We start from the raw sequence: 22656 nt of genomic DNA, 5'->3' as shown, positions 1-22656 counted from the left end.
CTGAAAGGCTTTTTTTTATCGAGTAAAATCAAGTTAGGGCAGAAATGCTAACCCTTTTTTGGTTTTCCAAAGAAAGTATTTTTCGAGTAGGACTTTATTAAAATCATATAATACATTTGGAATCATAATCGCAAATGAACGTGGTTTAAACAACGAACTGGATAAAATAAGGACTTCTTTTTTTCCCGCATCCATAATGCAAAGTCCAGGGATTCTTCCCCAAGCTTTTTTTACCAAATCGGTTTTTCCTTTGGCTACTCTAATGATATTTTCAGCTACAATTTTTCCAGTTTCATCAGATGGGTAACCTGTTTTTGGTGAGCCAAACGGAATACTTTTGGGTGTAAAAGGCAACTTCACATCAACTGCAATTCCAGCAGCCCATACATTGGGAACATACAAATGTCTATAATCGTCTCCAATCGGTATATAACCCGTTGGAGTTGCTTTAAGATCGGGTGAATTGGTTACAAACTCCACTCCAACAAAAGGCGGCATTAACATGGTAAAACTGCTTGGTAGAATTTCACCAGTAGACAATTCGACTTTATCTGCAAAGACCTCTTTAACCCCAACTTCTGTTCGATAATGAATGTTGAACATTTTCATGAAGGTTTTGAGCATGGTTTCTCCCATTGGCATTCCACCTATTCCAAAATGTCCCAAATAATCCTCTGGAGTGATCCAGTACAAATCAACTTTTTTACGAATATTTTGTTCGCGCAACCATTTTTCGATATTGAATAAAAACTCATAAGCCGCTCCCATACAACCCGCATTTTGCGTTGCACCGATAACAATTGGACCTGGATTTTTCTTAAATTCTTCCAAGGCGGTACGAATTTTCATTGCTCCATTTGGTGTTCCAACATAATGAGCAAATTCTTCTACTCCTGGAGCAATGTCGTATTTCACTTTTGGCCCTGTGGCAACCACTAAATTATCATATTTAAATTCGCCCTTAGTCGTATAGACAATTTGAGCGGTAGTGTCAACTTTTACAGCTTCGTCAAGAACAAAATCAACACCTTTTTTTCTTAAAACTTCTTCTTTTTTAAAAGAAATATCCTTGATTTCCCTTCTTCCAAAAGGCACCCAAATGAGTGATGGAATAAATAAAAACAAAGGTGATTTGTCTATCAAAACCACTTTATGTTCTTCTTTGCCTTTTCTTTTAATTTCGAGTGCCGCCGTCATTCCAGCAAAGCTTCCTCCTACTACTACTGTCGTTGTCATAACTTTGAATTTTATAGCATAAAGGTAGCTTAGTAAAAATAGACAAACAGTAACTATTGTCACACAAGCAATAAAAAAACCCGACAATCAATTAATTTGTCGGGTTTCTTTTTGTGTAATTTTGAAGTAGCAATTGGACTACATATAACTCAAAATCTCTTTTTTGAAAGCATCATATTCGCCTTGCAAAATCAGACCGTTATCGAGTAGTTTTTTATAATTTTGAAGCTTTGCAAAAAGTTCGTCTTGTGTCAATTCACTTGGCTTTTTCTCTGTTGAAGTAGCTGAATTATCTGCAATAGGTTCTGCATAATTCGAAACTACCGGCATTATTTCGGCATAATCCGTTACTTCTTCCGTTTCCATTTCTTCAATCAATTCTGACTCTTGAATTAATGATGGAGCGATTTCTTCCGAGACTACAGTTTGTGTTGCTCTATTTTTCAAAATATCCAATTGTTCTTTGGCATACGTAAATATTTTACGAGCTTGAATCTTCGGAATATAATCAATTGAAACCTGCATATCGGTTTTGGTAGAAAAAGAGAATTCGGAGCCCAGAATGTTTTCTTTTACAAAAGTGCCTTCGATATCATCCCAAGTATAATCAATAAAATTCATAGACAGACCCAAATTTTTAGGCTGGCAAATGATGATTCTTTTATTGGTCATAACAATACTATCCGGAAGAACTGTTAATGCTGGTTTTTTTTGAACCGCTATATATCCTACTTCTTCGTTTTTCATTAAAATATCCTTCAATTTTGAAGTGACTTTCTCAATTGCTTTTGGATCTTGTTCTTCGTTTAAAAACTTTTTAATTTGTTCTTTCATATGTGGCTAATATTGTTTTTGTTGGAATATGCAATTCGCATATCTTCATTTGTTTTGGCGAAAAATCAGTTATTATGCTCATTTCATTTTTTTATAAAGTTGCTGAGCTACTAAGTAACTGAGTTGCTAAGTGTTTTAATTGTTGTACAAAAGTAATGCCTATTTTTAAATTTGACATTATAATTTGAATTTCTAATTCTAAAAAAATAAATTTAAAAACAATTCAGAAAACTTTAAATTACTGAAAGCGTAGTATTTCTAATTAAAAAAACAGAAAACCTTTACTTTTTTTTATACCTTTAATTGATAATAGTAAACGAAGAAATATTATGAGCCTAATAAAAATATTTCTAATTGAAGATGATGCTTTTTTTGGTGAAACCTTAAAATATCATTTAACGTTAAATCCAGATTTTGAAGTCCTTCTTTATTCTTCCGGAAAAGAGTGTTTAAGCCATTTGTATCTTAAACCAGACATCATTTGTTTGGACTTTGGTCTACCTGATATTAAAGGAGATTTGCTTTTAAAAAGAATAAAAGAAACCAATAATTCGATTCCAATAATCATCATCAGTGGGCAGGAGGATATAGAAGTAGCTGTCGAATTCTTAAAATCGGGAGCCAAAGATTATATTGTAAAAAATAGCCACACCAAAGATTTACTTTGGAATTCCATTATTAAAATAAGAGAAAATCTAAGTTTAGTGCAAGAAGTTGAAGAACTACGCGAGAAACTTGAACAGAAGTTTAGTTTTGAAAAAACAATTATTGGTCAAAGTGAAGCAATCAAAAGTGTTTTCAATAAAATAAACAAATCGATCAATACCAATATAAATGTTTCCATAACCGGAGAAACCGGAACTGGTAAAGAGGTTGTAGCCAAAGCAATTCATTATAATTCGGATTTAAAAAACAAACCTTTTATAGCGGTAAATATGGCCGCAATTCCTAAAGAGTTGATGGAAAGTGAGTTTTTTGGGCATGAAAAAGGTGCTTTTACAGGTGCTGATAATAGAAGCATCGGTAAATTTGAACAGGCAGATGGAGGAACTATTTTCTTAGATGAAATAGCCGAATTGGATTTGAATCTTCAAAGTAAATTACTTCGTGTTTTGCAAGAAAGAGAAGTGGTGCGTTTGGGAGGATCTGCAAAAATAAAGTTCAACGCCAGACTGATAATTGCAACTCATAAAGATTTGGCCCAAGAAGTAAAGAAAGGAAACTTTAGAGAAGATTTGTATTATAGAATAATTGGCCTGCCTATTGAGTTACCACCATTAAGAGAACGAGGAAATGACACTTTATTACTGGCAAAGCATTTTATTGATTTATTTGTAAAAGACAATAAAATGAAACCTATTATCTTATCAAAAGAAGCTAAGGATAAATTATTGAAATATCCTTTTCCTGGCAATATTCGAGAATTAAAGTCGGTTATAGATTTGGCTTGTGTCATGTGTGAATCAAATGAAATTCTTGCCGATGATTTTACATTCAACAGCATTCATGATACCAATTTTTTCCTTTCACAAGAAAAAACATTAAAAGAATATAATGCTGAAATTATTTTGCACTACCTTAAAAAGAACAATAATGATGTATTAAAAACAGCCAAGAAACTAGACATTGGCAAATCAACCATTTATAATTTAATTCAATCTTTGGACATTAAAAAATAAAATTATGAAAGTAGCGACAACATTATACAAAGAGAATTCTTTTATTGAAGAAAAAAATGAAGAAGAATTAAATTTTGATCAAGTACAATTGGTTCTTGGATTTGGATCAAGAGATTTGATTTCGAACGCTACTTCTTTCGAGAAAATTAAAGAGAAGTTCCCAAATTCAGAATTACTATTGTGTTCTTCCTCTGGAGAAATTTATAATACAGAAGTTATTGATAATACCATTTCAATCTCAGCAATATCCTTTTCAAAAACTACCATAAAAACATCCGAGGTTGACATTAATGATTTTTCTACCAGTTTTGAGGCGGGTATGTCATTAATCAACACTTTTCCTCAAGACGATTTAAAGCTTGTGTTTGTTCTTTCTGATGGTGGAAAAGTAAATGGTAGCGAACTAGTAAAAGGTATGAATCATGTCAAAAAAGAATCGGTATTAATTACAGGAGGGTTAGCTGGTGATGGTGCCAAATTTGAAAAAACGTATGTAGGATTGAATAAAGTTCCCGAAACAGGGAAGATTATTGCTGTTGGTTTTTATGGCGCCCAACTAGAAGTCTCACATGGATCACTTGGTGGTTGGGAAAGTTTTGGACTCGAAAGAACCGTTACCAAAGCTACTGAGAATCTATTATTTGAGATTGATGGTAAAAACGCACTTGATTTATACAAAACCTACTTGGGCAAATATGCCGATGAACTTCCTGGGTCAGCATTATTGTTCCCCTTATCCATAAAACTAGACGAAAGCGAGAATCCAATAGTACGAACCATTTTGTCCATAGATGAAAAAAATCAATCCATGACTTTTGCGGGTGACATTCCAATAGGAAGTAAAGTTCGTTTTATGAAAGCCAATTTTGACCGATTGATTGATGCTGCAAGCGATGCCGCTTCTACTTGTTTGAAAATGAATGAAGCGAATCCAAAATTGGCCATCATGATTAGCTGTGTGGGAAGAAAACTTATTTTGGGCAGTAGAACCGAAGAAGAAATAGAGGCCGTTTCAGAAATATTTGGAGAGCAAACCCTACTCACCGGTTTTTATTCTTATGGTGAAATTTCTCCTCTCAAACCTATGGCCAAATGCGAATTGCACAATCAAACTATGACCATCACTTGTTTAAACGAAAGAGATTAGATATGGATTTTCATAAGCATTTACAAAAACAAATTAGAAAACACCTTCCGCTTGAATTGGCAAATGATCCTTCATTACAATCATTCATTCAATCCATAAATGATTCCTATTTGTCATTTGAAAGAGACCGAGAATTGATGGATCATTCCTTTCAGGAAAGTGAGAAAGAATATCATGAAATCAATCTGAATTTAAAAAAAGAATATGCTTTAAAACAAGAATCCATTTCCAATTTATATGACAGTTTAGAGACTTTAGATGAAAATTATGCTGGAATAAATCCAGATGATGATGTAGATGATTTACTATTTATTTCTAAATATTTAAATAAGCAAATTGAAACTAGAAAAGCTACCGAAGAAAGCCTATCCAGAACCGTAGAATTATTAAAAACATTGCTCGTAAATCTCCAATCTGGCATTTTGGTTGAAGATGAGAATCAAAACATTTTGTTTTCAAATCAGCTTTTTTGGGATCAAAAAAAGAAATCAATATCACCAGAAGAAACAGAAGGAATTGATTATTCTGTGCAATTTGAAGAAAATAAATACATCTACAAAGAACCAGAAGTTTTTGTATCTAGGGTCAAAGAACTTTTGCTTCATAAAAAAACTGTCATCGGAGAATTAATAGAAACCACTGACAATAGATTCCTAGAGCGCGATTTTATTCCAATATTCATAGATAAGATACACAAAGGTCATTTGTGGAAATTCACGGATGTTACTGACCGAATACTGAATCAAAAACTGCTGCAACAAAGTGAGGAACGCAGTCGTGTAATCATGAATGCCTCTCTAAATGCTATAATCACAGTAGATGATGTAGGAAAAATTACGTTTTGGAACGAACAGGCTGAAACCATATTTGGATGGAAAAAAGAAGAAATCGTAGGCAAAATATTCTCGGATTACATCGTTCCTCCTTATAACAAAGAAAATTACGATAATGGTATCAAGCACTATCTAACAGATGGTGAAGATTATTTTTTGAACAAACAAGTAGAACTAGATGCCATCAACAAAGAGGGGATTATTTTCCCAACCGAAGTCTCCATTATACCAATAACTCAGAATGGAGAAACTTTTTTCTGTTCTTTTATTCAGGATATTTCCAAAAGAAAAGAAGCCGAACTTCAGCTTTCACAAACAGTAGAACTATTAAAAACGTTACTTGCCAATTTGCAATCCGGAATAATGGTCGAAAGCGAGAAACGTGTCTTGCTGTTTACAAATCAATTGTTTTGTGATATGCGTCATATTCCCGTTTCCCCCGAAGAGTTGATTGGTGAGGATTGTACTAAAATTGCACTGAAATCCAAATCATTATTTAAAGACTCCGAACATTTTGTCAATAGAATAAATGAAATCACAAACAAACATGAGATTGTCATAGGGGAACTGATGGAAACAGTAGAAGGCACTTTTTATGAAAGAGATTACATTCCTATTTTTATTGATGAAGAATATAAGGGTCATCTCTGGAAATATACCGATGTTACACAAAGAATAAAAAACCAAACGCTATTAGAGCAAAGTGAAGAACGTTCCCGAAATATAATGAACGCTTCCTTGAATGCTATTATAATGATAGATACAAAAGGACGAATAACCTTTTGGAACAGTCAGGCAGAGTCCATTTTTGGCTGGTCTGAAAATGAAGTTTTAGGAAAAACACTAAACGAAACCATTATTCCTAAGCAACATAATGCTGGCCATACTCAAGGTATGAAACATTATATAAATACTGGAGAAGGCCCTATACTAAACAAACAAATAGAACTTCCTGCTTTGAATAAAAAGGGTACAGAATTTCCCGTAGAAATTTCAATAGTACCTATGCACCAAAACGATGAGCTATACTTCTGCTCCTTTATTCAAGATATTTCTGAAAGAAAAAAAGCTGAATCTAATTTGAAATTTCAAGAAGAAAAATATCGAAACATAATTGCCAATATGAATTTGGGATTAATAGAAGTAGATAACAATGAGATCATACAATTTGTCAATCAGAGTTTTGCCACCATGTCTGGATTCGAAGTGAGTGAACTATTAGGAAAAAACCCAAAAGATCTTTTTGTTTTTGGAGAAAATAAAGAAAAAGTAACCTCAAAAATCGCATTGCGTGAACAAGGCATATCCGACTTGTATCAAGTTCCCATTAAAAACAAAAGAGGAGAACTCAAATGGTGGACAATAAGTGGTGGGCCCAATTATGATGACAATGGTAACCTAATTGGATCGGTGGGAATTCACTTGGATGTAACCGAACAAAAACAACTGGAAATTGATCTTGAATCCGAAAAAATAAAAGCACAGGAAGCATCCAAAGCCAAGGAAACTTTTCTAGCCAATATGAGTCATGAAATACGAACACCACTTAATGCTATTATTGGTTTTTTAAGGGAATTAGAAAAGCAAGAACTTACAGAACTTCAAAAAAAATATATAGAAAACAGCGCTATTGCCTCCAAGCATTTGCTCTCTATAATAAATAACATATTGGATATTTCTAAAATTGAAGCTGGCGAAATGACTCTTGAAAAAGAAGATTTCATTTTTGAAAACTCCATTAAAAATGTAATTCGCATTCTCAAGCCAAAAGCTAAAGAGAAAGGTCTGAAACTGAATTTTACTATATCCGATCAAGTAAATACGGTATTAAAAGGAGATACTTTGCGATTGGAACAAATACTGTACAACCTCATTGGCAACGCTTTGAAATTTACTTCAAAAGGCAAAATATCAGTTGATTGTAACGTAATTAAAGACAATACTACTTTCCAAGAATTATGTCTGTCAATCGCTGACACAGGAATAGGCATGGACCAAAGTTTTATTGAAAATATTTTTAGTAAATTTTCACAAGAGGACAAAACCATAACCAGAAAATTTGGCGGAACGGGTTTAGGTATGGCCATTACCTATGAACTTATTCAATTGATGGATGCCAAAATAGATATTCAAAGCAAAAGAAATGAAGGAACAACTATTCGCATTTATGCCAATTTTATAAAAGGAGATCCTGAGAATATCTCTAATTTAAAACAACAAGAAAAAAAGGTAGAACTTAACGGACTTTCCATTTTATTGGTTGAAGACAATGAAATGAATAGAATGGTAGCACAAAATACGCTTCAATATTATGACTGCACCATCACTGAGGCCGAAAACGGAATGGAAGCAATTTCAATATTGAAAAACAAAAACTTCGATATTATCCTAATGGATCTTCAAATGCCAGAAATGGATGGATATGAGACCACCAAAATCATTAGAAACGACTTCAAACTCACAACTCCAATTATTGCGCTTACCGCTAATGCTTTTAAAGCCGAAATCGAAAAATGCAAAAATGCCGGAATGAATGATTATGTCACAAAACCTTTTGACGAAACTATTCTATTAAATACCATTGCAAAATATACTGTCTATAAAGAGATAGAAAATATTAAAGTACCCGTAACTTTAAGCAATGAAAAACTATACAATCTTAACTCTTTGAATAATTTAAGCAGAGGAAATTCGGAATTCGTACTTAAAATGGTTCGCCTGTTTATAAAACAAACTGCAGAGGAAATCGAAAATATCACAACAGCATTAACTGTTGATGATTTTCAAGAAGTGAGCAGATTGATTCATAAAATAAAACCAAGCGTAGAAAGTTTGGGAATTACATCCATTCTAGAGGAAATCAAATTACTTGAAAAAATAGCCAAAGAAACTACTGATAAAGAGCAAATAAAGGCGCTTTTTTCAATTATTAAACCAACATTACTACAAGTAATTTCCCTTCTTCAGGAAAATGAGTTAAGCAAATAATCCTTCCTTTTCGAAATTCACTTGGAATTATTTTCCAAAATTTGGAAAAAAAACTTATGCCAAAAATCCTAACACCCCTATTTTGCTGGTGTTAGGATTTTTGGCTTGATATTGGCATAGCAGTTATCAAAACAACACTATACCATGGAAAACTCAAATCAATTTAAATTCTTTATCGTAGACGACGATATCTTTTGTGCCAATATGTACGAACAATACCTATTGAACTTAAACTACACAGACATTACCTATTACAATAATGGAAATGATTGTTTAAACAATCTTAATCTAAAACCAGATATTATTTTCTTAGATCATAATATGGAAGACATTACGGGCTTTGAAGTATTAAAAAAAATAAAAAGACAAAATCCCAATATTTATGTGGTTATGATTTCTGGTCAGGAAAACATTAAAACTGCCGTAGACGCCTTAAAATACGGTGCTTTTGATTACATCATAAAGGACAATATGGTTTCCGAGAAAATGAATTTAATTATTACCAAAATCATAAAAGTAAAAGAAGAACTCAAAAAATCGAATCCTACTATCCTAAAACGATTTTTATCCATTTTCTAAGATTATCCATAAACATCTCCAAAAATGAAAGCAATTATAAAAATACTTCTTCTATCATTACTTTTTACAGCTTGTAAAACCGAAAACTTATTGGTGAGCAAAAAACCATTAGTAGATCAACCAGCCTTTAACTATGATTCAACCTATCAATATAAAATAAGAAAAGATGATAAAATCTCTATTTCTGTTTGGGGCGAAGACAATCTGAGTGTCGGATCTGTTTATGGAATTTACAACTCAAATGAAGTATATGGCAAATGGCTTATGGTGGATGCAAATGGCACAATTGAAATACCAAAAATAGGGTCAACAACTGTACTCAACAAAACGGTTCCAGAATTGAGAGAAGAGATAAGAACTGCATTAAAAAAATGGTTGGTTAACCCAATTGTAGATGTAAAAATCCTCAACAAAGAAATCATAGTTCTGGGAGAAGTCAAAAATCCAAGTACCATAAACATCGACAAAGATAATGTCACCTTGCTTGAAATGATCAGTAAATCGGGTGGCTTTGATTTTTATGCCAACTTAAAGTCAATAAAAATTCTACGACAAGTTGGCAACCAAGTAAAAATGACCAATTTGGACTTGACCACGGACCAAGATGTAATTAATACCAATATTCAACTTCATCCAGGAGATGTAATAATTGTTCCTTCAAAAAAGAACAAAGAGTTTGACAAACGCATTGCAACAATTATCCCAATTACAACTGCTATTACTACTGCAGTAATATTAATCGGATTACTTTAAAAAGAAGATATGAACGAAAATATAAGATTACTCAAACCTTTTTTTAGAGGATTACCAATCGTCATTTTGGTAATGATTATGGCTGTATTGGGAGCCAAAAAGTACCTGAATTATGTCACTCCAATGTACGAAAGCACGGCCATGCTAAAACTTGCCGATGTAGAAGAAGGCGTGCCAAGTGCCAATTTGTTCAAAGATCTTGATGTGTTTGCTTCTGCCAATAAAATTGCTACAGAAATAGAGGTTTTAAAATCGGCAAACCTTATCCAAAAAACATTGAATGAACTTCCTTTTGAAAAAGAAATTTACAGAAAAGGAGATATGCTGACTGTGGAATTGTATGGTAACTCGCCAATCCTAGTAGAAGGCACTTTTCAATCTGAAAAAGCATTAGACAAACGCTACTCATTGAATGTGATTTCCAACAAAGAATTCCAGTTTTTTTATCCTGATTCCAATCAAAGTATAGCCGGAAAATTTGGAAAACCGTTGAAAATTAATGGAGCTACTTTTTTAATCACATTGAATGAAACTTTCATTAAATCCAAAAAAGAAGTAAAAATCATTGACACCTATGAGTTCGAATTTTTGAGCAACCAAAAATTGATGGAAAAAATCAACAAAAATTTAGATATCGTTCCCGTTGATAAAGATGTTCCGGTAATTCGGATTAATATGAAAAGTAATGTTCCCGAGAAAGCAGCTCTTTTTGTAAACAAGCTTGCCGAAATGTACATCAAAGATTATATCGAAAACAAATACAAAGCAGCCAACACCACAGTTGATTTCTTGCAAAAAGAAATAAAAGACTCAAATAAAAAACTTTCCAATTCCGAAAACAATATTCAGAACTACAGAGATGAAAAAAACATTATCAACGTAACTCAGGAAACTGAAACCGACTTGCGTAAAATATCGCAACTTAAAATTGAGCAAACCAATATAAAAATGAGCCTGAATGCGATTAAAGACTTAAATAAATACATCGCTGCGGGGAAAACAAACTATCTGGATTTGGCTCCCAATTTTGAAGCTTTCACTGATTTACTATCTACGGAAATGGTAAAAAACATCAAGAAATTACAATCCGACAAAAAGGATTTATTGATAACCTACACGCCCGAAAATGAGAAAGTACAAATTATAGATGCCAAATTAAAAGACCTCATCGATTATCAAATTGAAAGTATCAAAAACACAGAGAAAAATTTACAAATAAAATACAATGACCTTTCGAGTGACATTACCGAATCAGAAAAAATTTTTATTGGTTTACCCGAAAAAGAAAAAAAATTAACCATCCTAAACAGAGAATTTAATCTTTATGAAACCAATTATAATTTCTTGAACGGAAAAAGAATAGATGCCGAAATTGCCCGATCTGCCAAAATAGCATTTCATAAAATAATCACACCCGCCGAAATTTCAAAAACTCCTGTTTCTCCTATTCGTGGAATCATAATTGTTGTAGCGGCTTTGATGGGATTGTTTGGTTCTGTAGTTCTTATCTATATTGTTCATTTTGCCAAAGCAAAAGTAAATGACATCTATACCATCGAGAAAAACAGCACTATTCCTGTAGCCATAGCCACTCCGTTTATAAAATCAAAAGCAGATGTTGCAACCAATTTCTTGAAAGAAGCCATCCAAATGGAATTGAAAGGAATGATCAAAGAGCAAAACCTATTGTCCATAAGTTCTTACGACAGTGACAAAGACCATCTTTTTCATTCCAGAAATTTAGCCCTTGCTTTCAAAAAACAAGGCCGAAAAATTGTAGTGCTCGATGCAACAGGCCAATTAGAAAACGAGTTTGAACCTGCTGAATATCGCAATTTTTCAAATTCAAAATACTTGAATTATACCAAAGCTGCTTTTCAAAAAGAAATTCAGGAAATAATGCAACAATTTGAATTGTGCATCATTCACAATCAAGCGATAAAAGAAGACAAACTCGCATTGCTTTTTATGAGTTTGGCAACCGAAAACCTAATTGTTTTAGACAGTCGAAAATCGGCAGAGAAAACCGTTTTGAAAATCGAATTATTAAAAGACGAGTATAAATTGCCTAATGTTTGGTTTGTTTTAAATAAAGTAGACTACAATCCAAGTGTATTTGCAGAAGTAAAAAAACTTTGGAAAAAATACATCAAAAAATAAAATACTAAAAATGAAACTACTAAAAAAAATAGCGTCATCTCCCTCAATTTTGGTTTTTGCAGACCAGGCCATTAGCAGCGGAACTACTTTTTTGCTGACTCTGTTTTTGGCTCAAAAACTAGACAATAGAAGTTTTGGTGCGTTTTCTGCGATTGTTTTAGTGAGTTATTTAGTAATGAGTATTACAAATGCTTTATTGATTCAACCGTTTCAGGTTTCCATATCTAAAATAACAGAGAAGAAACAATATCAGGTTTTCTTAACGTATGGATTGTGTGCACTGTCTGTTTTGCTGTTTTTGGTTATCCAATTTACAGTGTTGTTTTTGGCTCACACCAATGAATATCGCATTAATGTTTATGCCATTAGCTGTTTTATATTGGGTTTTATTGCAAATGATTTTTTTCGAAAATTACTTTTAGGCATCAACAAAGTAAAAATTGTTTTTGCCATGGATTTCATTTTTTTAATGTTGATTTTAATTGTTTTTTGTTGGGATGAGACAATCCTATTACCAAATGTTCTTTGGATAATTGGATTGTCAAATCTTATTACTGCGCTACCGGGAATTTGCTTTATTGCTAAAAACTTTGAGCGACCAATTTCTTGGAAATCATTCTTAAGCCATCATTTTGCTCAGGGCAAATGGTTGTTTAGTGTGGCACTTTTGCAATGGTGTTCCAGCAACTTTTTTGTATTGGTTTCGGGTATTTATTTAGGAATTGAAGCACTTGGAGCCTTGCGGTTGGTACAGTCATTCTTTGGAATCCTGAATGTGGGATTACAAACAGTCGAAAACTATTTTTTACCAAAAGTGGCAGCAATTTATAATGAGAATAACGCTAAAGCAAAAAAATACTTAATCGAAATTACCGCATTTGGCGCTGTCTTTTTTGCCGTTTTATTGTCCGTGTTTTTTATATTTTCAAAAGAAATTATTGTTCTGGTTGGTGGTCAAAAATATCAAAACTACGGTTATGTGGTGCGAATCATGTCGGTTTTATACTTTTTTATTTTCTTGAGTTATCCTGTCCGAATTGCAGTAAGAATATTGGTATTGAACAAGATTTTCTTTTTCGGATATGTGCTTTCTTTTGTTTCTTCTTTGCTTTCGTTTCATTTTTTATTAAACAGTTTTGGACTTTACGGAGCCGTTTCAGGGCTTATTCTTAATCAAATCATTATGATTTTGTTTTGGCAAAATCAATTGAAAAAAAATCAATTTCAGTTATGGAAATAATACACATCGTACTCGGAAAAGCCAATCCTGAAAGAATGAATGGCGTAAATAAAGTGGTGCATCAATTGGCTACCAAGCAAACAGAATTTGGAGAAAAAGTGTCGGTTTGGGGAATTACAAAAGATTTAGAAAACAATTATGGTGATCGCAATTACGACACCCAATTGTTCTTGAAAAAAGCCAATCCTTTCTCTATATCCAAAATATTAAAAGACTCAATTTTAAACAAAAAAAACAAAGTTGTTTTTCATCTTCATGGTGGATGGATTCCAGTTTTTTATACCCTTTCAAAATTATTGCACAAAAACAATATTGCTTTTGTTTACACTCCGCATGGAGCTTACAATACCATTGCTATGCAAAGGAGTTCTTGGAGAAAGAAAGTGTATTTTTTACTTTTCGAAAAAACATTGCTTAAAAATTCGAACAAAATTCACTGCATCGGGAAAAGTGAAGTTTCGGGCTTAAAAAGGATATTCAAAAACAACAAATCTATTTTACTTCCTTATGGTTATGAGAACAATACCTTAGTTCTAATCGAAAAATCCAATAATCCAGAAATTGTTTTTGGTTTTATCGGACGACTTGATATTTACACCAAAGGCATAGACACTTTGCTTGAAGCGTTTCAAAAATTTCAAAAAAAAGTTCCAAATTCTAAACTTTGGATTATAGGAGACAGTCCCGAAAAAGTGGTTTTGGAACAACAACTAAAAGGCAAAGTCTTTGCAAAAAACGTCATTTTGTTTGGAAGTAAGTTTGGAGAAGAAAAAAACGACTTACTCAAAAAAATCGACGTCTTTGTACATCCTTCTCGCAACGAAGGATTACCGCTTTCGGTAATTGAAGCTGCCAGTTTTGGAAAACCCTGTATTGTAACCGATACAACAAACATAGGTCATTTGATTGCCAAAAACCAAGCAGGAAGAACCATTTATGCTCAAAGCAGTCATTTGCTTGAAAATGCAATGTCTGATTTATTCTCTAGCTGGAAAAATCCATGTGATTTTATAGAAATGCAATACAATGCCATCAAAATGGTGCGGGAAAATTACAATTGGGAACAATTAATATCTCGGTTTAACATTGAATTATACCATTAGTCATGCCAACAAACACAAACATTCACGATGCTTTCCTAAAAAAAATAAACAATTATATGTTTATTATTTTACTGTTGATGGTGGCTTGTTTTTTTACCTGGAGTGAAAACATAAACATCACACGTGCCATAAAAGTGGTAGGTAGAATGGGACTTATGCTTTCTTCAATTGGTATCTATTACAAAATTATACGCTACGGAGCGGTAAACACCACGAGCTACAAAAATACTTTTTCACCATTATTTTACTTGGGATATTTGGGATTGGGTTTTTTATCTTTTATGTGGAGCACCAACCCAGGATTTAGTGCCTTACAATGGTTTATGACGTTTCAGAGTTTTGTTTTTGCTTATTTTTTTATAAAAAGTATCAAAGTATTAGACGCCTTTTTCGAAGGACATAACATTCGGTTGTACCATCTTTTGGGCAACACCGTTTTTATGTTACAATTGGTTTTTGTGGTGGGAATGTGGATTGATCCTGACACTTTTTTCCGATTGACAAATGGAGGCGAAGAAGCGCGTTTGGGTGGCGTAATGATGAACCCAAATGAACTCGGAATGCTTGCTGGTGTAGGTGTGGCCTGCTTGATTTTTGATTTATATAGAAAAAAAAAGAAAGCGTGGACCATTATCAAAATTTTGGTGATTTTCTATGCTTTATTCATGACCGGATCACGATCTTCACTAATTGGAGTTTTAATTATTATTTTCTTTCACATTAATCAAACCAAAAGACAAGGTTTAAAAATGGCCATTATAGGTTGTGTTCTAATGGTAATTCCATTTGCTGTCAATCAAATTATTCTTAAAGGAGGTGACAAAGCCAGAATGGAAGAAATATTAACCTTAACCGGAAGATTGCCTTTTTGGCAAGCCCTTATTTCTGAAGGATTACCCAGAGAACCCCTATTGGGTTTTGGCTACATGAGAATTGATTACAAAGAATTTTTTCAAAGTGTGCATACGTATCCAGGCAAAATGACTCACAATACTTTCATGCAGGTACTGATGAATTTGGGGTTTGTGGGTTTGTGTATCGCTTTGCTTCAAATGTTTTTTACACTACGAGCATTTACTACAGAGAACAAAGAAACCCGCTTGATGCTGATTGGTATACTGATTCCCATTATAATCAATTCATTTACAGAATTTGGAATTTTTGGCGAAAGCAACTATGGAATTATGTTTTATCAAATGATTATTTTCTCGGTTTCTTTCAAAAACAATCCGCATTTAACTTCGCTTCAAAAATTATATTTAAGGAAAAGAAGGCCGGATTTAGTTTTTTAAATTTTCCAAAAAAAATAAAATTTCCAAAAAATGGAAAGTATTTAAATACTAAAAAGCCAAGAAACCCTTATTATACAAGGGTTTTCATTTGTTGGCACGGTTTTTCGAATAGCGATAGTATAAAACGAATATTATGGAAGCTATTTTTAAAACCATCGGATACACTATTTCTGAAACACCAAATCAACCTTCGGATAGAGAAGTTACTTTTCTTTATATCAAAAACCCGGATGGTAGCGCAAGATGGATATGGGAGAAAAACCAAAATCGTCCGTCTTTTTTAAAATTTTATTCCACTAGCAGTTTTAGAGCAAAAATATTTGCATTTGTGATTCGTTTGATTTTTCTAATGAGAGTTCAAAAATTCGTATTCTCAAACAAAAGATATTATGTTGAACATAAATCGAATCCTATATTCAACTTAAAAGATAATTGGGCTTTATTTACTGGTACAGTTGGGCCTAATAATAAAGCTATTTTATATGCCAATACCTCTTTTTATAAAATTGCCACTACCCTATCAGCACAAAAATTAATAAGCAATGAACATCAAATGTTGCAAGAAGTAAATGGATTAATTCCAAATTTGACAACACCTCAATCATTTAAAATCTCCGAAGATATAATTCGCTTAACCGATGTATCAAAAGATGGAAAAAGGTCAAAAAACTGTACTCCAGCACACCTCAACATTCTATCTGCCATAAGTACAACCAGAAACAATACGATTTCATTAAAAGATTGGACACTTTTTACTAAGTTAAAAAATGATTTTAAAAATTTAAATGACAATAGGATTCCTGCAAATATGATTCGCAAGATGAATCTTCTTTTGGAAAAAACAAATCCAAATGATAAAATCACCCTATCCCTTTCTCACGGCGATTTTACCCAATGGAACATGTACAAAATAGGCGAGACTATCGCTCTTTATGACTGGGAATTAGCCAGTTTTGACAGACCGAAGGCTTTTGACTATTTCCATTTTATCATTCAAAATAGTGTTATGGTAGAACGCAAAAGTTGGTTCAAAATCTACAAATCCATAAAAGAAAACTGTTCAGGTGAATTTGGAACAACCCTATTCGATAATGACATCGATCAATTAAATCAATATTTGAAATGGTATTTGCTCGTAAATTGCATGTATTATCTAAAAGTATATCATGCACAACCCAAATGGCATGTTCAAATCGAATGGCTGCTACTAGTTTGGAATGAAGGGTTGAACGAATTTTTGTCCCACGAAAAATCGCCTAGAGAACTACTTATTATGGATGTTTTTGATTGCATTCAAAATAAAGAATATGCCGCTTTGAAATTAGACAATGGCTTTCCTGAAGCTCTAAACGAGAACTCCGATATTGATTTGATTATAACTAAAAACACCAGCAAAAATCTTGTCCATTACTTAAAAAACCATGCTTTAGTTTCAAAAATTACTACCAATGAAAAATCGTTTATGAATAGCATTCTGGTTTTTCTAAAGGATGGTTCACTCTTGGCATTGGATTTAATTACTCAATTGAAGGTAAAAAATATTGAAATAATGGATGCCAAAAAGATGATAGCAGATAGTACTAGAAATAATTATGGCGTTAAAAATGCTTCTGATAGAGATACAGCCCGATTTATTGCATTATTCTATTTGCTCAATGGCTCTAAAATTCCAGCAAAATATGCCACTACACAAAATCATATTGAAAATTCCGAAGACCCTATAGATTTAATCACAAAAACCGATCGAAAAAGTGTTTTGAATTTTATAAAAAAAACAAATCAAAACAACTCGTTTCATTACATCCAAAACACTTTTAATTATTATATGGATACTATAAAAAACAGCTTGAACAACAGGGGTTTTGTGATCACTTTTAGTGGCGTTGACGGCGCTGGTAAATCTACTGTCATAGAAAACATAGCCCTTAGAGTCGAAAAACAGTTGCGCAAAAAAGTAGTTGTTTTACGCCACCGCCCATCTGTTTTACCCATATTGAGCGTGTGGACAAAAGGAAAAGAAAAAGCGCATCAAGACGCTATTGAAAGTTTGCCTAGACAAGGAAAAAACAATAGTTTGCTATCGTCTTTATTTCGATTCTCCTATTATTATATGGATTACGTATTGGGTCAGTTTGTTGTTTATTTCAAACACATTTTCAGAGGTCACGTACTGATTTATGACCGATACTATTTTGATTTTATAAATGACAGCAAGCGAAGTAATATTGAATTGCCAAAGAAACTTACGGTGTTTTGCTATCGTTTTTTATTAAAACCAAAATTCAATTTTTTCCTTTTCGCTGATGCAGATATTATTCTGAAAAGAAAGCAAGAATTGAGTAAAATGACTATCGAAAAACTGACACAGGACTATCATTCCTTATTCGAATCACTGGATTCAAAAAGTCATTTTTCCATTTACGAAACCATCAATAATATAGAATTGGAAACCACCTTAAATCGAATAGTAGCCACTCTTATACAAACCAAAAGATGAAAGCGCTTATCCTAAAAATCATCCAATTCAGAAACCCTAATTTTTTCTTTGATGAAGCATTAAATTCAGGTGCATTGATTCAATTTATTTGGATTCAAATGTGGAGTTTGTTAAGAGGTTGCAAAGTTCTTTTTTTGTTTCGAAACCCAAAAGGAATGTTACTGGGAACAGGCGTTTCTTTTTTTAATAGTTCTAAAATAAAATGGGGAAAGTTCCTTCGATTAGGCAATCAAGTTTCTATATCTGCTTTGAGTAAAAATGGCATTCAACTGGGAAATAATGTAAGCATTGGAGCCTTTAGTCGCGTTGTTGTTTCTACTTCATTGCACGATATTGGAGATAAAATTGTCATCGGAAACAGCGTAGGCATCGGAGAATTTGCTTATTTAGGAGGTGCTGGCGGTCTTGAAATTGGTGACGAATGTATCGTTGGCCAATACTGGAGTTGTCATCCCGAAAACCACAATTATAAAGATTTGAATGTTTCTATAAGACACCAAGGAGTCACAAGAAAAGGCATTAAAATTGGAAAAAATTGCTGGATAGGAAGCAAGGTAACTATACTGGATGGAGTTCATATAGGCGATGGAAGTATCATTGCAGCCGGCAGTGTAGTAAACAAATCATTTCCTGAGAACAGTATAATTGGTGGTGTTCCTGCCAAACTTTTAAAAAATAGAAATCATGAGTAACAAAACTATTGTAGCCACTTGCTACGCCGTAAATCCGTACAAAGGTTCTGAAGACGGAATGGGATGGAATTTTGTTTACCAAATTGCCCGTTTCAATAAAGTATTTGCTGTTACCAGAGAAAACAACCAAGAATCAATTGAAAAATACATGAGTCAAAACCCAGATGCGGTGTACAACAACATTACGTTTCTTTATTTTGATTTGCCCTATTGGATGCGTTTCTGGAAAAAAGGAGGACGTGGTGCCATGCTTTATTACTATATGTGGCAAAAAGGAATTGTAGGTTTCATCAAAAATAAAAATCTTCATTTTGACATTGCACACAATGTAAACTTTCATAACGATTGGACGCCCAGTTTTTTATATAAATTGGCAAAGCCAATGGTTTGGGGACCTGTGGGACATCATCCCATTATTCCGAAACAATATTTGAAATTGGCTTCTACAACATTTAAAATCAAAGATAGCATAACTTGGCTAGTGAAAAATTTCTTTTGGAAATGGTCACCAGCCTTAAACAAAACCATCAAAAATGCCAATCATATTTGGTGTATGAATCAAGGGGTTTCCAATGTTTTGAAACTGAAAAAAGAGTCATTTTCTATTTTCCCATCAGTGGCTTCGGAAGATTTTTATAACGATGAAATTCCAAAAAAAGAAAACTTCCATATTATCAGTGTTGGCCGCTTTGTAACTTTAAAAGGGTTTGATTTAACACTACATTCCTTTGCCGAATTTATCAATTCACTGCCATTTCCTGAAAGAGAGAAATGTAAACTTACCCTAGTGGGATCCGGACCGGAAAAAGAATTATACGAAAAGATTATTTTTCAAAACAATATCGAATTCTATGTGGAAATCATAGAATGGATTGACCGATCTGAATTAATGAAATTATATGAGAAATCGGCTATTTTTCTATTCCCATCCCATGAAGGAGCTGGAATGGTTGTTGCCGAAGCCTTGTCATTTGGATTGCCCATCATTTGTTTGGACAACGAAGGTCCGGGACAATACATAGACAGTAACTGTGGTTTTGCAATTCCTGAATCAAATTATATAAAAACCGTTTCAGAATTAAAAAAAGCTCTTGAAAAATTACATTCGGATGCAGCTTTATTGCATCAAATGAGCATCAATGCAAGAAAAAAATACGAAGAACGATTTACTTGGAACAGTCGAGGGGAACATTTAAAAACCATTTATAACCAATTGTAATCATGAGAATCATAGCCATCCATTTATTAAACGATTATAGCGGAAGCCCAAAAGTATTAATGCAATTACTAAAAGGCTGGTCCAAAAAAAATATAGAAACACATCTCTACACTTGCAGCGGGAGAGAAGGATTTTTATCCAATGTTGATCAGGTAAAAAACCATTTCTATTGGTATCGCTTTGCGAAAAATCCCTTTGTCCGACTTTTGTTTTTAATGACAAGTCAGTTTTTATTGCTAGTTAAATTACTATTCAAATTGCAAAAAGAAGATGTGGTGTATATCAATACAGTTCTTCCTTTTGGTGCAGCAATTGCAGGTAAAATAAGAGGATGCAAAGTAATGTACCACATACATGAAACTACAATGAAACCAAAAATTTTGAAACTTTTCCTTTTTGGAATTGTAAAAATAACAGCTTCGGAAGTAGTTTATGTTTCCAATTTTCTGGCCAATCAGGAACCTTTGAATGTGAAAAAAAATGTAATTTATAATGTTCTGGAAAGTAGTTTTATCAAACAATCCCGTCTGAATTTTAATCTAGAAAAAAAATCCAAAATAGTCCTGATGATCTGTTCATTAAAAGCCTACAAAGGAGTGAATGAATTTTTACAATTGGCGCAAATCAATTCAACATTTACTTTTAAATTGGTTGTAAATGCTACTCAAAACGAAATTAATGACTATTTCAAAAAAGAAAGCATCCCGAGCAATTTAATTATTTATCCGACTCAAAAAGACACGCATCCTTTCTACAAAGAAGCCAGTATAGTTCTCAATTTGTCTGATACCAGCTTGTGGGTAGAAACTTTTGGCTTGACCATTCTTGAAGCAATGGCGTACGGATTGCCAACAATAGTTCCGCCAGTTGGAGGTGTGATCGAACTCGTTGAAGAAGGCAAAAATGGCTATTTGATAGACAGTAAGAACATTGCCCTGATTTCAAAAAAACTAAACGATCTCTTCGTAAATTCCACTTTATATTCCCAAATGAGTGAAAATGCTTTGGCATACAGCAAATTCTTTTGTGAAGATTATTTTGAAAATGAATCGACCCGAATTCTTTCCAATTAATTGAATTTATTCCAAAATATGGAATTGTTTGATCCATAAATTATTCGTTAACCCTTACTATATATCACTTTTTTTAAACCAGCACGATATTTGGCATACTAATAGAAAATGATACTACAATGAAAAAAAATAAAATAGCCATTATTGGCACAGTTGGATTACCTGCAAAATACGGTGGATTTGAAACCCTGGCAGAACACTTGGTAACCCATTTGTCTGATCAATTTGACTTTACTGTTTATTGTTCGAAAACAAAATACAAAAAGGAAGAGCAAGTCAAAAATTATAAAGGTGCTAAACTAAAGTACATTCCGCTTGAAGCAAATGGTGTACAAAGCATTCCTTACGATACGATTTCAATACTTCATGCTGTATTCACTTCGGATGTGTTGCTTATTTTGGGAGTGGCCGGTGCTTGGATATTGCCTTTTGTTCGTTTATTTTCTAATAAAAAAATTATCATTTCTATAGATGGGATTGAATGGAAAAGAGACAAATGGTCTATGCCTGCAAAATTGTATTTGTGGTGGGCCGAAAAAATCGCTGTTCTATTTTCGCAGATTGATATCTCCGACAACGAATCCATACAAGATTATACTGCGCTTCGTTATCAAACTTTAAGTAGGGTAATTGAATATGGAGCTGATCATACACTGGAAGTAAAACCTACTCTTCAAGATATTGAAAAGTATCCCTTTTTGGAAAATGAATATGCAGTAAAAGTTTGCCGAATCGAACCCGAAAATAACGTCCATTTGGTTCTGGAAGCCTTTAGAATTCAGCAACAAATGCAACTTGTAATCGTTGGCAATTGGAACAATAGCGAATACGGAAAACAATTAAAAGAAACCTATCAGAACATCGCAAATATTACTCTTTATGACCCCATTTACAATCAAAGAGAAATTGATTTAATTCGAGGAAATGCCACTTTATACATTCATGGTCACTCGGCTGGAGGAACAAATCCGTCACTTGTTGAAGCCATGTATTTGAGACTTCCTATTCTTGCTTTTAAAGTTTCCTACAACATTACAACTACCGAAAACAAAGCCGTTTATTTTTCAACCTCCAAAGAATTAATCCATCAGTTGAATACGTTTACTGTGGAGCAGGAGCACACTTTAAAGGATGAAATGAAAGCCATTGCCAATCGAAGATATACTTGGAAAGTGATTGCAAAACAATATGAATTATTGATACAAGAAGCACTAGTTACAAAATACAAAAACAGTGTGCATACCGATTTAACAAAGCTAAACCCTTCCTTTTTACAAGAATATCAATTGGCTCATTTGCACAATAACTCCATGTTTTATGAAAATCGATAA

Annotated in this window: 16 protein-coding genes; 14 read left to right on the top strand and 2 right to left on the bottom strand. The window is 33.2% G+C overall.

Annotated features, from left to right (window positions below; genetic code table 11):
• Positions 1-33: 33 nt before the first annotated feature.
• Entirely contained in the window at positions 34-1236 is a 1203-nt protein-coding gene (locus tag OLM57_RS06515) for an NAD(P)/FAD-dependent oxidoreductase (RefSeq protein WP_264566426.1), read from the bottom strand.
• Between the two features lie 138 nt (positions 1237-1374).
• A complete protein-coding gene (locus OLM57_RS06510; RefSeq protein WP_264566425.1) occupies positions 1375-2070 on the bottom strand; it encodes a PH domain-containing protein in 696 nt (231 codons plus the stop codon).
• Between the two features lie 329 nt (positions 2071-2399).
• Between OLM57_RS06510 and OLM57_RS06505 the strand changes: the two genes are divergently transcribed.
• The 14 genes from OLM57_RS06505 (at position 2400) to OLM57_RS06440 (ending at position 22656) form a co-directional block, all read left to right on the top strand.
• A complete protein-coding gene (locus tag OLM57_RS06505; protein ID WP_264566424.1) occupies positions 2400-3749 on the top strand; it encodes a sigma-54-dependent transcriptional regulator in 1350 nt (449 codons plus the stop codon).
• Between the two features lie 4 nt (positions 3750-3753).
• Complete coding sequence (locus OLM57_RS06500; protein ID WP_264566423.1) at positions 3754-4896, top strand: FIST signal transduction protein; 1143 nt, start codon at positions 3754-3756, stop codon at positions 4894-4896.
• Between the two features lie 2 nt (positions 4897-4898).
• Positions 4899-8717: a PAS domain S-box protein gene (locus OLM57_RS06495; RefSeq protein WP_264566422.1), complete on the top strand. Its 3819-nt coding sequence runs from the start codon at positions 4899-4901 to the stop codon at positions 8715-8717.
• Between the two features lie 144 nt (positions 8718-8861).
• On the top strand, positions 8862-9296 hold the full coding sequence (locus tag OLM57_RS06490; protein ID WP_264566421.1) for a response regulator: 435 nt from the start codon (positions 8862-8864) through the stop codon (positions 9294-9296).
• Between the two features lie 24 nt (positions 9297-9320).
• Positions 9321-10049, top strand: a complete 729-nt coding sequence (locus OLM57_RS06485) for a polysaccharide biosynthesis/export family protein (RefSeq protein ID WP_264566420.1) — start codon at positions 9321-9323, stop codon at positions 10047-10049.
• Between the two features lie 9 nt (positions 10050-10058).
• Positions 10059-12209 carry a GumC family protein gene (locus tag OLM57_RS06480; RefSeq protein WP_264566419.1) on the top strand — a complete coding sequence of 717 codons (2151 nt, stop codon included), beginning with the start codon at positions 10059-10061 and terminating at the stop codon, positions 12207-12209.
• Positions 12210-12219: 10 nt separating this feature from the next.
• A complete protein-coding gene (locus OLM57_RS06475; protein ID WP_264566418.1) occupies positions 12220-13449 on the top strand; it encodes a lipopolysaccharide biosynthesis protein in 1230 nt (409 codons plus the stop codon).
• Positions 13440-14552, top strand: coding sequence for a glycosyltransferase family 4 protein (locus tag OLM57_RS06470; protein ID WP_264566417.1), 1113 nt, complete (start codon positions 13440-13442; stop codon positions 14550-14552). Before OLM57_RS06475 ends, OLM57_RS06470 begins: the two co-directional genes overlap by 10 nt.
• Before the next feature lie 2 nt (positions 14553-14554).
• The gene (locus tag OLM57_RS06465) at positions 14555-15844 is read left to right on the top strand and encodes an O-antigen ligase family protein (protein WP_264566416.1); all 1290 of its coding nucleotides are present in this window, start codon (positions 14555-14557) and stop codon (positions 15842-15844) included.
• A 133-nt stretch (positions 15845-15977) separates the two neighbouring features.
• On the top strand, positions 15978-18341 hold the full coding sequence (locus OLM57_RS06460; RefSeq protein WP_264566415.1) for a hypothetical protein: 2364 nt from the start codon (positions 15978-15980) through the stop codon (positions 18339-18341).
• Positions 18338-19033, top strand: coding sequence for an acyltransferase (locus tag OLM57_RS06455; protein ID WP_264566414.1), 696 nt, complete (start codon positions 18338-18340; stop codon positions 19031-19033). The genes OLM57_RS06460 and OLM57_RS06455 overlap by 4 nt, the downstream gene beginning before the upstream one ends.
• The gene (locus OLM57_RS06450; RefSeq protein ID WP_264566413.1) at positions 19026-20252 is read left to right on the top strand and encodes a glycosyltransferase family 4 protein; all 1227 of its coding nucleotides are present in this window, start codon (positions 19026-19028) and stop codon (positions 20250-20252) included. The genes OLM57_RS06455 and OLM57_RS06450 overlap by 8 nt, the downstream gene beginning before the upstream one ends.
• Positions 20253-20254: 2 nt before the next feature.
• A complete protein-coding gene (locus tag OLM57_RS06445; protein WP_264566412.1) occupies positions 20255-21325 on the top strand; it encodes a glycosyltransferase family 4 protein in 1071 nt (356 codons plus the stop codon).
• A 119-nt stretch (positions 21326-21444) separates the two neighbouring features.
• Complete coding sequence (locus OLM57_RS06440) at positions 21445-22656, top strand: DUF1972 domain-containing protein (protein WP_264566411.1); 1212 nt, start codon at positions 21445-21447, stop codon at positions 22654-22656.

This window comes from Flavobacterium sp. N3904 (assembly GCF_025947305.1).
Lineage (GTDB): Bacteria > Bacteroidota > Bacteroidia > Flavobacteriales > Flavobacteriaceae > Flavobacterium.
This window is presented reverse-complemented; position numbering and strand designations above follow the sequence as displayed.